This is a genomic window from Rhodopseudomonas parapalustris, assembly GCF_053772255.1.
The window spans coordinates 137,620-151,043 of the sequence record NZ_JAMKBZ010000009.1 but is presented as its reverse complement, the minus strand read 5'-3'; the positions used below and the strand labels follow the sequence as shown (position 1 = coordinate 151,043).

Sequence of the window (13,424 nt, the reverse complement as noted above, 5' to 3'; positions counted from 1 at the left end):
CTTCGCCATCATGGCACGGCAAATCCGGCGAAAGGAGGTGGCCGGCGCGGGCCGCCCCGTCAGGCGACGCTGGCGAGATACGCTCGTTCTGCCGCAGCCACCGCGTCCGGCGTGCCGACATGCATCCACACGCCGTCGAGCCGCAGCCCGTGCAGCCGATGTTGCTGGCCGGCGCGGTCGAACATCTTGGTCAGCGAGAATTCGCCCTCCGGCGCGTCCTTGAAGATTGCCGGCGACATGATCGCGGCGCCCGCATAGACGAACGGCACCACCTCGGTTTCCTTGCGCCGGTGCAGGCTGCCGTTGGGGCTCATCGCGAAGTCACCCTTGCCCGTATAGCCGATGCTGTTCGCGGTCGGCGCCATCAGAAGCAGGATGTCCATCCGGGCCGGATCGAACGCTTCGGCGAGCCGCGCCAGATTGGGCCGCACGCCGTCGATCCACATCGTATCGGCATTGAGGTGATAGAACGGCGCATCGCCGAGCAACGGCAGCGCCTTCACCACCGCGCCGCCGGTGCCGAGCACCTGATCGCGCTCGTCCGAAATCATCACCCGCGGGCTCGTCCGCCCGGCGACGTGGTCGATGATCTGGTCCGGCAGATAGTGGACGTTGACGACCGCCTCGGCGACGTCGACCTCGGCCAGACGGTCGAGAACGTGGTCGAGCAGCGGGCGGCCGGCGACGGACACCAGCGGCTTCGGCAAATGATCGGTGAGCGGTCGCATCCGCAGGCCGAGGCCGGCGGCAAGTACCATGGCTTTGTGGGGGCGAACGGTCATGTTCTCCGACTCGGAACGCACCAAGCGGCGCGAATCGATTGTATCATGCTGCTCCGAACGGTCTATCGGAGGCGGCCTCTGGGTAGTCGGGGATCATGACGGAGATACGACGCCGGGCGACGCTCGGCGGGACACCCGGAAACGCGCTCCCGGAGCAGGTCAGGCGTCCTCGGCCTGGGCCGCGGGGCGTTTCTTTTTCTTGTCGAGACGGAGGAAGCTCACGCCGATCTGGTCGCCATTGATCCAGCTCAGCTCGCAACGCCGATAGGCCAGACCGGTGGACGACAGCAGCAGGAAGAACTCCTTGAGGTTGAGCCCTTCGACCGAGCCTTCGATCGTCAGTTTGGCGCCGAGTTCGGAGACGTCTTCGATCAGGCAGGGACGGCGCCAGGTGCCGTCGATCGCCATCATCTGAGCGCGCAACCCACGATCGAATACAACGCGACCGTCCTTATTGCGTTCGGCAACCATCTCGTCGTCCTGCAGTTTGGTCTTCGTGCCGCCCGGCCATGCCGCGGCGCCCCGCCCCGCAAAGCTACGAGCGCTGCGCTAAAGATGGGTAAAAGAAATCGGCCGCATCAGAGCGGTGGCGGCACATGGTCCCGGTACCAAGCCCGGACCTCGGCGAGCGCCGGATGCGCCAGCGAACGCGCCAGATACGCCCACACCCGGGGCTGATGCTTCAAGTACTGCGACTTGCCGTCCCGCCGGTTGAGTCGAGCGAAAGTTCCCAATAGCCGTGTATTCCGCTGCGCCGACATCACCGCATAGAGCCGCGCGAAACCGGCGGCATCGAACTCCGGATCCGCGGCGAGCCGGGCTTTGACGTAGCGGCCGAGCAGCGACAGCTCGACGGCCTCGGGCACGTCGATCCGGGCATCCTGCAGCAGCGACACTACGTCATAGGCGGCAGGGCCCAGCACGGTGTCCTGGAAGTCGATGATCCCGACGCGCTCGATACCGGGACGGCCTTCCAACCAGATCAGATTCGGCGAGTGATAATCGCGTAGCACCCAGGTCCGCGGCTCGGCCGCGATGCCGGCCAGCAGCTTGCGCCACAGCGCGGCGAATTCGGCGCGCAGCACCTCGGTCGGCGGCGCGCCGCGATCCGGCAGATACCATTCCGGCATCAGCCCGACCTCGATCATCATCGCGTCTTCGTCGAAACTCGGCACCGCGTAGCTCTCGCGCGCCGACAGCGGCAGATGATCCGGCAGCGGCCTGGCATGCAGCGCCGCCAGCATGTCGGCGGCAGCCTGATAGCGCTCCACCACCGGCCCCGCAGGGGAGCCTTCGACGAAGCCGACGCTGCCGAGGTCCTCGGTGATCAGAAAGCCCGCGTCGAGATCGGCGTGATGAATCGCGGGCGCCGAGAAGCCGCGTTCGCGCAGCCCCTGGGCGATGGCAACGAACGGCCGGACGTCCTCAGCCAAATGCACCGCTGCGCTGTAGCTCTTGCCGGCATACAGCGCCGGACCATCCGGACGGCGCGGCGCGTTCATCAGGATCACGCTCTCGCCGCCGCGCTGCAGCCGCGCGTAGGAGCGCGTCGAGGCGTCGCCCGGCATGTGGCGGCGCTCGGCGTCCGCATAGCCGGCGGTCTCGATGAAGCTGCGCAGCGCGGCGAGACGCTCGACCTGCTTCACGGCCTTGCCGTGACCGGTGATCTCCGCAGCGCGCGCCGAAGGGCCCAGCGCCGGGCGATGGCTCAGCGCGATATCGATGCGGTCTTCCGGCAGCTCCGACGCGGCACGCTCGGGCCATTCGATCAGCGCCACGGTGCCGTCCGGCAGCGGCGACAGCCCGATCTCTTCCAGCTCCGACGGATCCTCGACGCGGTAGAGATCCGCATGCAGCAGCGGATACGGCGGTAAATCGTAAGTCTGCACCAGCGTGAAGGTCGGGCTCGGCACTTCCAGCGTGTCGTCCGCGGCCAGATAGCGGATCATCGCCCGCGCCGCAGCGGTCTTGCCGGCGCCGAGATCGCCCGACAGAGTCACGACATCACCGGAGCCGATCAGCAGCGCGACTTCCGCCATCAGCCGCGTGGTCGCAACCTCGTTCGCGAGCGCGACCGAGAATGTCGCCGCCGCGCTCATTCGGCGGCGTGACGTTGGGCGGCGGGCTCGATCGGAAACTCGCAGGTCACCGAGGTGCCGCGGCCAACCGCCGACTCGACCTGGACTTTGCCGCCGTGCAGTTCGACGAACGAGCGCACCAGCGACAGCCCGAGCCCGGCGCCGCGATGCCGCGAGCCCTGCGGATCGCTTTCGAACAGATCAAACATTTTTTCTTTGAACGCCGGCGCGATTCCCGGCCCGGCGTCGGCGACGGTGAACGCCACGCGCTGCTCACCTTTGTGCACGGCCAGCCGAACCGTCCCTTGCGGCGGCGAAAAATCGATCGCATTGGCGAGCAGATTGTACAGCACCTGCACGACGCGCCGCTCGTCGCCGATGAAGCGATCGATCGTCGGATCGACGTCGATCTGCAGGGCGATCTGGTCGCGCGCCAGCCGATCCTGAATGCCCTCGGCAGCGGCGTCGATCGCTTTGCGGATGTCGATCGGCCCGAGGTTGAGCGTCATCGCCCCGGCATCGATGCTGGCGAGATCGAGGATGTTGTTGATGATCGCCATCAGCGCGTTGGTCGAGGTCGTGATGTAATTCACGTACTCGGCCTGCTTGTCGGTCAGCGGTCCGGTCGAGGAATCGCTGAGGAAATGCGCGAAACCGATGATCGTGGTCAGCGGCGACCGCAGCTCGTAGGAGACGTGGTGGACGAAATCGATCTTGATCCGATCGGCCGTCTCCAGCGCTTCGTTGCGCTCGCGCAGCGCCCGCTCGACGTTCTCGGTGTCGGTGATGTCCTGGAACGTCAGCATCGTGGCGCCGTCGGGCAGCGGCATGGTCTTGCACGCCAGCACGCTGCCGTCCTTCCGCTCCAGCTTGAGCAGAACGTGGCGGCGATCGTCGATGCCGGTGATGGCACCGCGCAGCGCCTGCCAGAACACGTCGTCGTCGAACAACGGCCGGCACCACTCCTCGATCGCCTCGATGTGCGGCTGGCTCTGCATCGACTCCGCGGTCAGGTTCCACATCCGCGCGAACGGCGGATTGAACAACTGCGCGCAGCCGTTGGAGCCGAACACCGCGACCGCTTCGGAGAGGTTGTCGAGCGTCTCGCGCTGGACGTCGATCAGGCCGCCGTAGCGACGCTTGAGGTCGAGGCTTTCGGTGACGTCGTCAAACAGATAGGTGACGCCGCCTTCGGGATTCGGCGTGGTGACGATGCTGACGGCGCGGCCGTCCGGCAGATACCAGACGTCCTTTTCGGCTTCGACCGCCCGATAGGCTTCGTGCAGCTTGTTCTTCCAGGCCTTGAAGTCACGCTCCTCCGGCAGCTTGCGTTCGGCGCGGAGCCGGTCGAGCACGCTGGAGTCGTCGGGGTGGCCGTCGAGGAAGACGCGATCGAGGCTCCACAGCTTGCGATAGGAGTCGTTGTAGAACGCCAGCCGGCGCTGGGCGTCGAACACCGCGACGCCGGACGAGAGCTGGTCGAGCGTGCGCCGGTGCGCATCCGCCATCCGCTCGAGCGCTGCGCCCAGCGCAGCGGTTTCGCTGGCGTCGACCGCGATGCCGGCACTGCCGCCGTTCACCTTGAGCGCCCGCACGTCGTAATAGCGGCGCTCGCCGCCGACCACGATGGGCAGCCGGCCGGCGAACTCGGCGCTTTCACCGAGCGAACGGGCCAGCGCGGCACGATCGCCCGAATCCAAAAGCTCGAGATTGCGGCCGACCGCGTCCGCAGCGTCGCTGGCATCGGTCGCGCGCGCATAGGCGGCGTTGGCGAAGCTGAGCGTGCCGTCGGTGCGACGGGTCCAGATCGGCCACGGCGCAGCGGTGGCGAAGCCGCGCAGCATTTCGGTTTCTTCCTGCAGCGCCTTGAACCGCCGGGTCATGTCGGCAAGCTCGCGGCGCACGCCGCTGAGTTCGCGAATCCGCACCACCGCCTGTCCACCGACGGCACGGCCCATCGCTTCGATCGCTCGACCGCCGGAGGTGACGAGCTGCAGCAGGAACCCCTCGCCCTTGTCGAGCAGCGCATCGACTGCGTGATCCATCTGCAGCGCCGGCTCGGGCGGCAGCCAGGTGCCGAATGCCAGGATGCGCTGCGACTGACGGTTCTGGGCGTCCGGAGGCATGAACAAGGCGGTGTCGCCGCTGATCTGCGGCCGGCTCTCACCCGCGGTCCAGGACACCAGCACCTGCGGCTCTGCGAACAGCAGCGCCTGAAACCGATCGGACTCCGCCTGCAGGCCGATCAGGTCGGCGCGCAGCGCAGCTTCGCGCTCGACCGCGCGCTGCCGCGTCCGGACCAGCACGATCGCCGCCATCACCGAAAAGCCCAGCGCCGCGAGCGCGACGATCAGCGTCATCATCTCGTGGCGATTGAGATCGATCAGCAGCGACGAGGTGACGGCGGCCAGGCGATCGTCTGCGGCTCGCGCCGGCGACGACACGACCATCACGGCCGTCCCAGCCAGACCATGCACCAGCGACGTGCACGACAGACTGGTCCGACGTATGGACCCCAATACGCCTGACATCGATTGCCCCAAACCGCACGGCGCAACTGACAAGCCGCACCATAGCCGAATCACGGGACATTATCGCCATCACGACTCGGGGGGTAAGAGTCCAGACCGTGAACGGAGGCAGGACCGTTCGTAAACGGACGGTTTATATTTTCCGACGCGGATTCCGGCCGTGCTTGACACTAAATCTAGTTGAGTCGCGGAAGTATCACCTCAATGCGGAGCCGCTACTCAGCGGCCGGTCGATCCGAACCCACCGGCGCCGCGGCCGCTTTCCGGCAGTGCGTCGACGGCGACGAACCGCGCGCGGCCGACCGGCGCGATCACCATCTGGGCGATGCGTTCGCCGCGGCAGATGGTGAAGGGTTCGGTGCCGTGATTGATCAGCAGCACGCCGATCTCGCCGCGATAATCGGCATCGATCGTGCCCGGCGCATTGAGCACCGTGACGCCGTGCTTGGCGGCGAGGCCCGAGCGCGGCCGCACCTGAGCCTCGTAGTTCTCCGGAAGCGCAATGGTGAGCCCGGTCGGCACCAGCACATAGCGCCCCGGCTGCAGCGTCAGCGGTGCGCCCTGCGGAACCGCCGCGATCAGGTCGAGCCCGGCGGCGTTCGCGGTCTGATAGTCCGGAAGCGGCAAGCCTTCGCCGTGCGGCAGATGGCGAATCGAAACGGTGATCACTTGGCTCATGCGGGAACTGCCATTGCTTGGGCGATCCGCGCCACCAGCGCGGTCGCGACTTCGTCCTTGGTCATCAGCGGCCACGATTCGAGATCGGTGGCGGCGCCATGGCGCATCAACAGATGCACGGTGTTGCGGTCGCCGCCCATCACGCCGGTGGCCGGAGACACATCATTGGCCACGATCCAGTCACAGCCCTTGCGGGCGAGCTTGGCGGTGGCGTTATCGATCAGGTTTTCAGTTTCGGCCGCAAAGCCGATCACCAGCGGCGGCCGGCCTTCGGTCAGCTTCGCAATCGTGGCGAGGATGTCGGGATTCTCGGTGAGCTGCAACGGCGGCGGCCCGCCCGCGCCCTTCTTGAGCTTCTGCATCCCTTCGCTGGCGACGCGCCAGTCCGCCACCGCGGCAGCGAAGATCGCCACATCGGCCGGGAGCGCGGATTGCACGGCGGCGAGCATCTCGCGTGCGGACTCAACGCGGGTGCAGTCGACCCCCGCCGGCGCCCGGAGATCGACAGGGCCGGAGATCAGCGCCACCTCGGCCCCCGCGGCAGCCGCCGCAGCCGCGATGGCGTAGCCCTGTTTGCCGGACGAGCGGTTGGCGATGTAGCGGACCGGATCGATCGGCTCGTGGGTCGGGCCAGCGGTGATCAGCACCCGCCTGCCGAGCAGCGGCTTCGGCGGCTGCGGCCGCCACAGCGCTTCAGCCGCGGCCGCAATCTCGGTCGGTTCCGCCATCCGGCCGACGCCGGCTTCGCCGCGCTCGGCCATCTCGCCGGCATTGGGGCCGATCAGCGCGACGCCGTCCTGCTTGAGCTGGGCGACGTTGCGCCGGGTCGCGGCGTTGTTCCACATCAGCGGGTTCATCGCCGGCGCCAGCAGGATCTGGCGGTTGGTGGCGAGCAGGATCGCGGTGGCGAGGTCGTCGGCATGGCCGCCGGCGATCTTGGCCATCAGATCGGCGGTCGCCGGAGCCACCACGATCAGGTCGCAATCGCGCGCCAGGCGGATATGCCCGGCATCGAACTCGCTCGAGGGGTCGAACAGGTCGGTGTAGCAGCGCTGATGCGACAGCGCGCTCGCCGTCAGCGGCGTGACGAATTGCTGGGCGGCCTTGGTCAGCACCACGCGGACATCGGCGCCGCGCTCCTTCAGCCGGCGGATCAGATCCATCGCCTTGTAGGCTGCGATGCCGCCGCCGACGATCAGCGTCACCCGCGCGCCGCCCGGCTGCGGCAGGGACCGCACGCCGTCCGCCGGCTCATCGGCCGCCGGAGCTGCAGGGCCGGACGGATCAGCCGAGGCGGACTCCGCGAAGCCGAGCCGCCTGTGGCAGGCGTCGCGCAGGATCACCCGAACCTCGTCCTCCATCGAGCGGCCGTTGGCGGCCGCGCGCTGGCGCAGTTCGGCTTTAAGGACGTCGTCGAGCTTGCGGATCGTCAGATTGGCCATGCGGAAAGGCTAATCGACACCCGCATTGCATTCAAGAGATGAATGCAATGCGATCAAATCATGCGCGACAGCGCGATCAGGACGCCGATGAAGGTTGCGGCAATCACCCAAAGCGCCACCGTCCGGCCGCGGGTGCGGCCGCGCTCGGTTCGCCCGATCGCGGCGATCGTCTCGGGCGCCAGCACCAGGCCATCCTTGGTCATGACCTCGAGCTGGTTCAGCACGGTGACGGCACGCGACACGATGGTCGGCAGGCTGGTCAGGGTGTGGCCGAGCTCGCCGGCGCCGGCGAGCGCGCCCTCGACCTTGCCGATCGGGCCGAGATTGCGCTGGATCCACTCGCGCACCACTGGGTCCGCGACCTTCCAGATGTCGAGCTTGGGATCGAACGACCGCGCAACGCCTTCGACCACCACCATGGTCTTCTGCAGCAGGATCAGCTCCGGCCGGGTCCGCATGTCGAACAGGCCGGTAACCTCGAGCAGCAGCGTCAGCAGCTTGGCCATCGAGATTTCTTCGGCGGTGCGATTGTGGATCGGCTCGCCGATGGCGCGGATCGCCTGCGCGAAATTCTCGACCGAATGATGCGGCGGCACATAGCCGGCTTCGAAATGCACCTCGGCGACGCGGCGATAATTGCGGGTGATGAAGCCGAGCAGGATCTCGGCGAGGAAGCGCCGCTCCTTCGGCAGCAGCCGGCCCATGATGCCGAAATCGACCGCCACCAGCTTGCCGTCGCGATCCAGGAACAGATTGCCCGGATGCATGTCGGCGTGGAAGAAGCCGTCGCGCAGCGCATGGCGCAGGAAGCTCTGGATCACCTTGCGGCCGAGCTCGACGGTGTCGACGTTGGCTTCCTTGAGACGGGCGTGATCGTTCAGCGGGATGCCGTCGATCCACTCCATCGTCAGCACGTTGTGGCTGGTGCGATCCCAATCGACAGAGGGGACACGGAAGTCCGGATCGTCCTTGGTGTTCTCCGCCATCTCGGACGCCGCGGCCGCTTCCAGCCGCAGATCCATCTCCATCGCGACCGAGCGCGACATGGTGTTGATGACTTCGACCAGCCGCAGCCGCCGCGCTTCGGCGGAGTACATCTCGGCCTTCTCGGCCACGTAGAAGAAGTCGGACAGGTCGCGCCTGAACCGCGCCGAAACGTTCGGCCGCAGCACCTTGACGGCGACCTGCTTGCGCACGCCGTCGACTTCGACCTCGCCGCGATGCACCTGAGCAATCGAGGCGGCCGCCACCGGCGGGCTGAGACTGATGAACAGCTCGCGGAGCGGCCGCTCCAGCGAGGTCGCGATCACCTGTTCGGCCTCGTCCTGGGAGAACGGCGGCAGCCGATCCTGCAGGCTCTCGAGATCGCGCGCCATCGCGACGCCGACGACGTCGGGGCGGGTGGCGAGGAATTGGCCGAGCTTGAGATAGGCCGGGCCGAGCCGGGTCAGCGCACGCGTCAGCCGCGCCCCGGACTTGGCGCCGCGGCGTTCGATCAGACGTGCCAGCCGCACCGGCACTTGGCCGGCAGGCGGAATCAGCCCCGGATCGACCACGCCGAACACGCCCTCGCGCGCGAACACGAAGGCGGCGCGGCCGAGCCGCGCCACATGAGTGAGTGCTGCGATCACAAACGCCAGCCCGAATGCAGCGCGACGATGCCGCCGCTCATCACCTGCCAGTTGGCGCGCGCAAAGCCGGCGTCACGCATCATCTCGGCGAAGTCGTAGGGCTTGGGGAATTTGCGGATCGATTCGACCAGATACTGGTAGCTGTCGGCATCGCCGGTGACGACGCGGCCGATCTCCGGGATCACCTTGAACGAGAACAGATCGTACAATTTCGACAGGCCCGGCACGTCGACCGACGAAAACTCGAGGCACAGGAACCGACTGCCCGGCTTCAGCACCCGATAGGCTTCCTTCAGCGCCAGATCGATCTGCGGCACGTTCCGAATGCCGAACGCGATGGTGTAGGCGTCGAAACTGCGATCGTCGAATTGCAGGCTCTCGGCGTTGCCTTCGACGAAATCAACCTTGTCGTCGAGATTGCGTTCGACCGCGCGCTGCCGACCGACTTCGAGCATGTCGGTGTTGATGTCGCAGACGGTGGCATGGAAGCCGGCGCCCGAGGCCTTGGCGGCGCGGAACGAGATGTCGCCGGTGCCGCCGGCAACGTCGAGCAGCCGGAACGGCGTGTCGTCGCGCGGCGGGTTGAGGGTCGTGATCATCACGTCCTTCCACAACCGGTGCATGCCGCCCGACATGAGATCGTTCATCAGGTCGTAACGGCCGGCGACGCTGTGAAACACGTCGTTGACCAGCGTCTGCTTCTCGTCCAGCGGAACGTCGCGATAGCCGAAATGCGTGGTTTCGCCCGGCTCAGTCATGCCTTCAACTCCTGCGCGCGGACCGCTTTTCGGGCCGAATGCCGCCCGAAACAAAAAACGCGGTCCGCGGCGGACCATATAGCGCGCCTAATGCGGAGGCGCTATTGCCTGAATGCCCTAGCTTTGGGGCAGGAATTTTCGAGACGGATCAAGCCTTCCCCGTCATTGCGCGCGCAGCGAAGCAATTGAGGCTGCCCGAGCGGCCTTGGATCGCTTCGCTGCGCGCGCAATGACGGGAAAAGCCAAGCGACGAGCCGCCCATGCCTGAACTCCCCGAAGTCGAGACCGTCCGCCGCGGGCTGCAGCCGGCGATGGAGGGCTTCCGGATCGACCGCGCGGTGGCGCACCGGGAGAATTTGCGGTTCCCGCTGCAGAAGGACTTCGTCGCCCGCCTCACCGGCCAGACCGTCACCGGCCTCGGCCGGCGCGCCAAATATCTGCTCGCGGATCTGTCGAGCGGCGACGTGCTGCTGATGCATCTCGGGATGTCCGGTTCGTTCCGGGTGGTCGAGGCCGACGGCGAGACCACGCCGGGCGAGTTCCACTATCCGCGCGGCGAGAACCGCACCCACGACCACGTCGTGTTCGACATGGCGTCCGGCGCCCGCATCGTGTTCAACGACCCGCGCCGGTTCGGCTTCATGAAGGTGTTTCCGCGCAGCGAGATCGACACCGAACCCCATCTGAAGGGCCTCGGCCCCGAGCCGCTCGGCAACGCATTCGACGCCAGCCTGCTGGCGAAGGCCTGCGCCGGCAAGCAGACTAGCCTCAAGGCAGCCCTGCTCGACCAGCGCGTCGTCGCCGGACTCGGCAACATCTATGTCTGCGAAGCGCTGTTCCGTGCGCACCTGTCGCCCAAGCGAAAAGCCTCGACCCTGGCCAATCGCAAGGAGGAACCGACCGACCGCGCGGTTCTGCTGACGGAAGCAATCCGCGAGGTGCTGAGCGAAGCGATCAAGGCCGGCGGCTCGTCACTGCGCGACCATCGCCAGACCAGCGGCGAACTCGGTTACTTCCAGCACTCCTTCAAAGTCTACGACCGCGAGGGTGAGCCGTGCCCGACCTGCGGCGGCACGGTGCAGCGCTTCGTGCAGAACGGGCGATCAACGTTCTGGTGCCCGAAGTGCCAGAAGTAACTCTGGCACTAGACCGTTTACTTCCGCACGCAGATCACCCGGACGACGCTCGTTTTGATGTCCTTGGCACTGCCATCGGCCGACTTGACGCCGAGACCGGCGAGATAGCCGCGGACGATGTCGGCTGAAATCAGCGACGCTTGTACCGCGGCGCCATCCGCCGGTCCTGCGACCAGCGGCAGACGCAGCGTCGTCAGCCCGGCGAAACGCCCGTCCGCATCCCGTGCCGGCGCGCCGGAAAAGCCGAGGCTCGGCGGCGGTGTCACGGCGAGGCCAGCGCTGCTGCCGGCCGGAGCGATCTGGGCTTTGACCGTGGTAACGGCCGCACCGCCGCCCTGGCTCTGCGGATCGGCGACGCCGGTGATTTCGACCAGCCCGGGCTTAGCGGCAGCACCGCCGATCGGCAGCGGCTTCAGCTCGGACGCACCGTAGATTCGTAGCAGCGCCAGTTCGTGCTCCTTGCTGCGATCCGCTAGATCGGCTGGACCGTAGCCGGCGACGACGATCGACAGGCAGCCGTCGACCGCTTCGCGATCGGCGAGGATCGCGCCGTCGGCACCGACGATCGTGCCGGTCGAATACTCGACTTTCTTGCGCGGCGGCGGGCCGCCCTGCACGCCGGCCGGAAACGGATTGTAGGCGCTCGACATCGCCACCACGACCGGCTGCATCGTGCCTTCGGTGGCCTGATCGTACAGCACGGTGAGGATGCGCACTTCGGCATCCTTGAAGCTGCCGCGGATGTAGAACTTCTTCTGGTTCTGAGTGCCCGACAGCACGAAGAAGTCCGGTTTGACCGCGCTGTATTCGACCTTGCGGCCGGGCTCCTTCTTTTCCCTGTCGGCGAGCTTGGCAGTCGAAAGGTTCGCCTCCTTGCGCCGTGCAAGCGAGACCTGGATCGTGCCGGTGGAGGAGCTCCAGCGCGTCCCGTTGGCGTCGGAAGCCTGCTGCGGGACCAGCCGGGTCGGCACGCCGAGCCGCGCGCCGGTGACCGGATCGGACACCAGTTTCCAGCCGACGCTGGCCTGCAGCTTGCGCGAAGCCTGGGCGAGCTGTCCGCGCTCCTGCGGATTGAGCACCCCGGTCGGCTTGTGGCCCTGGTTGGTCTGGAACTGCTTGATCGCCGTGATCATCCGGTCGGACACCTCGCCGTTGATCAGACCGTTGTAATCGCCGGTCCAGGCGAGATCAGACTGAATCGCCTGCCGCTCGGCGAGGGTCAGCGTCTTCGCCGTCTCGGCCGGTGTCTGCGCCGCCGGAGGTGCTGCGGCCTGCTTCGGTGCAGCGTGCACGCCATGCACCGCCAGCGTGGCGGCACCGGCGACGATCAGGGTTGCAGCCAGCATCGATCTCATGACAATTCCCGAACAACGTTGCGCCATGCGCAAATAATCACACCCGCTTGGTCGGCGCCAATGCTGCGCCGGTTCGACGCGGCCCGCAGCGTGACAACTCGCCTGCCCCTTCCCCATTCGGCGGCAGGAAAGGATGAACCGGATGCGCGTCTTCCAAATGACGGTGCCGGCCCGGCCGTGGAAGTGAAGGATACCATCCGATCATGCTGAGTGCCGAAGAACTGGAACGCTATGCCCGCCACATCGTGCTGCGCGATGTCGGTGGCCCTGGGCAGGCGGCGCTGAAGAACGCGCGGGTGCTGGTGGTCGGTGCCGGCGGGCTCGGCGCGCCGGTGTTGATGTATCTCGCTGCCGCCGGCATCGGCATGCTCGATATCGTCGACGACGACATCGTCACGCTGTCGAACCTGCAGCGTCAGGTGATCCATGCCACGCCGGACATCGGCGCCCGCAAGGCCGACAGCGCAGCGAGCCGGATCCTCGCGCTCAATCCCAATGTCCGCGTGGTGCCGCACCGGGTGCGGCTCGACGGCTCCAACGCGCTGGCACTGATCGGCGGATGCGACCTGGTGCTCGACGGCTCGGACAATTTCGCCACGCGCTATTTGGTCTCGGACGCCTGCTATCTGGCCAAGAAGCCGCTGGTCACCGCCGCGCTCGGCCAGTTCGACGGATCCCTGACCACGATCCGCGCCCATGAACGCAATGCAGCGGGCGAGCCGAACCCGACCTATCGCTGCCTGTTCCCGGAACCGCCGCCGGCCGGCACCGTGCCGAGCTGTGAAGAAGCCGGCGTGATGGGGGCGCTCGCCGGCATGCTCGGCTCGATGATGGCGCTGGAGGCGATCCGCGAGATCGTCGGCTTCGGGGAAGGGCTGGTCGGACGGCTGGTGATGATCGACGCCCGCGCGATGCGGTTCGAAACGCTGCGCTACAGCCGCGACCCGCAAAATCCGCTGAACGGCGATGCCCCGACCATCACCGATCTCAGCCGACACCTTTGAGCCGCGCCTTGGCCTGAGACCTTCGCAGC

11 protein-coding genes are annotated in these 13,424 nt (G+C 67.0%); 2 read left to right on the top strand and 9 right to left on the bottom strand.

Features of this window, described 5'->3' with window-relative positions:
* Positions 1–59 precede the first annotated feature (59 nt).
* The 8 genes from M9H71_RS10750 to ubiE all read right to left on the bottom strand — a co-directional run bounded on the left by M9H71_RS10750 (position 60) and on the right by ubiE (position 9,900).
* The gene (locus M9H71_RS10750; RefSeq protein WP_455405017.1) at positions 60–782 is read right to left on the bottom strand and encodes a nucleotidyltransferase family protein; all 723 of its coding nucleotides are present in this window, start codon (positions 780–782) and stop codon (positions 60–62) included.
* A 159-nt stretch (positions 783–941) separates the two neighbouring features.
* Positions 942–1,253 carry a PilZ domain-containing protein gene (locus M9H71_RS10745; RefSeq protein ID WP_455405016.1) on the bottom strand — a complete coding sequence of 104 codons (312 nt, stop codon included), beginning with the start codon at positions 1,251–1,253 and terminating at the stop codon, positions 942–944.
* Positions 1,254–1,360: 107 nt separating this feature from the next.
* Positions 1,361–2,881: a tRNA (adenosine(37)-N6)-threonylcarbamoyltransferase complex ATPase subunit type 1 TsaE gene (tsaE, locus tag M9H71_RS10740; RefSeq protein ID WP_455405015.1), complete on the bottom strand. Its 1,521-nt coding sequence runs from the start codon at positions 2,879–2,881 to the stop codon at positions 1,361–1,363.
* Positions 2,878–5,391 carry an ATP-binding protein gene (locus M9H71_RS10735; RefSeq protein ID WP_455405014.1) on the bottom strand — a complete coding sequence of 838 codons (2,514 nt, stop codon included), beginning with the start codon at positions 5,389–5,391 and terminating at the stop codon, positions 2,878–2,880. The genes tsaE and M9H71_RS10735 overlap by 4 nt, the downstream gene beginning before the upstream one ends.
* Before the next feature lie 219 nt (positions 5,392–5,610).
* Positions 5,611–6,069 (bottom strand): dUTP diphosphatase, encoded by a 459-nt coding sequence (gene dut, locus M9H71_RS10730; RefSeq protein WP_455405013.1) that lies wholly within the window; start codon positions 6,067–6,069, stop codon positions 5,611–5,613.
* Positions 6,066–7,511 carry a bifunctional phosphopantothenoylcysteine decarboxylase/phosphopantothenate--cysteine ligase CoaBC gene (coaBC, locus tag M9H71_RS10725; protein WP_455405012.1) on the bottom strand — a complete coding sequence of 482 codons (1,446 nt, stop codon included), beginning with the start codon at positions 7,509–7,511 and terminating at the stop codon, positions 6,066–6,068. The genes dut and coaBC overlap by 4 nt, the downstream gene beginning before the upstream one ends.
* Positions 7,512–7,564: 53 nt before the next feature.
* The gene (gene ubiB / locus M9H71_RS10720; protein ID WP_455405011.1) at positions 7,565–9,142 is read right to left on the bottom strand and encodes a 2-polyprenylphenol 6-hydroxylase; all 1,578 of its coding nucleotides are present in this window, start codon (positions 9,140–9,142) and stop codon (positions 7,565–7,567) included.
* The gene (gene ubiE / locus M9H71_RS10715; RefSeq protein ID WP_455405010.1) at positions 9,139–9,900 is read right to left on the bottom strand and encodes a bifunctional demethylmenaquinone methyltransferase/2-methoxy-6-polyprenyl-1,4-benzoquinol methylase UbiE; all 762 of its coding nucleotides are present in this window, start codon (positions 9,898–9,900) and stop codon (positions 9,139–9,141) included. Before ubiE ends, ubiB begins: the two co-directional genes overlap by 4 nt.
* A gap of 260 nt (positions 9,901–10,160) precedes the next feature.
* Here ubiE and mutM point away from each other — a divergent pair, with 260 nt between their 5' ends.
* Complete coding sequence (gene mutM / locus M9H71_RS10710; protein WP_455405009.1) at positions 10,161–11,036, top strand: bifunctional DNA-formamidopyrimidine glycosylase/DNA-(apurinic or apyrimidinic site) lyase; 876 nt, start codon at positions 10,161–10,163, stop codon at positions 11,034–11,036.
* Between the two features lie 17 nt (positions 11,037–11,053).
* On the opposite strand, the gene M9H71_RS10705 is transcribed toward mutM, so the two are convergent.
* A complete protein-coding gene (locus tag M9H71_RS10705; protein ID WP_455405008.1) occupies positions 11,054–12,391 on the bottom strand; it encodes a peptidoglycan-binding protein in 1,338 nt (445 codons plus the stop codon).
* Positions 12,392–12,594: 203 nt separating this feature from the next.
* Here M9H71_RS10705 and M9H71_RS10700 point away from each other — a divergent pair, with 203 nt between their 5' ends.
* Positions 12,595–13,395, top strand: coding sequence for a HesA/MoeB/ThiF family protein (locus M9H71_RS10700; protein ID WP_455405007.1), 801 nt, complete (start codon positions 12,595–12,597; stop codon positions 13,393–13,395).
* The last annotated feature ends 29 nt before the right edge of the window (positions 13,396–13,424 follow it).

Excerpts from the sequence above, each read along its gene's own strand:
- ubiE (WP_455405010.1), bottom strand. The coding sequence starts at position 9,900 with ATGACTGAGCCGGGCGAAACCACGCATTTCGGCTATCGCGACGTTCCG.
- M9H71_RS10750 (WP_455405017.1), bottom strand. The coding sequence starts at position 782 with ATGACCGTTCGCCCCCACAAAGCCATGGTACTTGCCGCCGGCCTCGGC.
- M9H71_RS10735 (WP_455405014.1), bottom strand. The coding sequence starts at position 5,391 with ATGTCAGGCGTATTGGGGTCCATACGTCGGACCAGTCTGTCGTGCACG.
- M9H71_RS10705 (WP_455405008.1), bottom strand. The coding sequence starts at position 12,391 with ATGAGATCGATGCTGGCTGCAACCCTGATCGTCGCCGGTGCCGCCACG.
- mutM (WP_455405009.1), top strand. The coding sequence starts at position 10,161 with ATGCCTGAACTCCCCGAAGTCGAGACCGTCCGCCGCGGGCTGCAGCCG.
- M9H71_RS10700 (WP_455405007.1), top strand. The coding sequence starts at position 12,595 with ATGCTGAGTGCCGAAGAACTGGAACGCTATGCCCGCCACATCGTGCTG.
- tsaE (WP_455405015.1), bottom strand. The coding sequence starts at position 2,881 with ATGAGCGCGGCGGCGACATTCTCGGTCGCGCTCGCGAACGAGGTTGCG.
- dut (WP_455405013.1), bottom strand. The coding sequence starts at position 6,069 with ATGAGCCAAGTGATCACCGTTTCGATTCGCCATCTGCCGCACGGCGAA.
- M9H71_RS10745 (WP_455405016.1), bottom strand. The coding sequence starts at position 1,253 with ATGGTTGCCGAACGCAATAAGGACGGTCGCGTTGTATTCGATCGTGGG.
- coaBC (WP_455405012.1), bottom strand. The coding sequence starts at position 7,511 with ATGGCCAATCTGACGATCCGCAAGCTCGACGACGTCCTTAAAGCCGAA.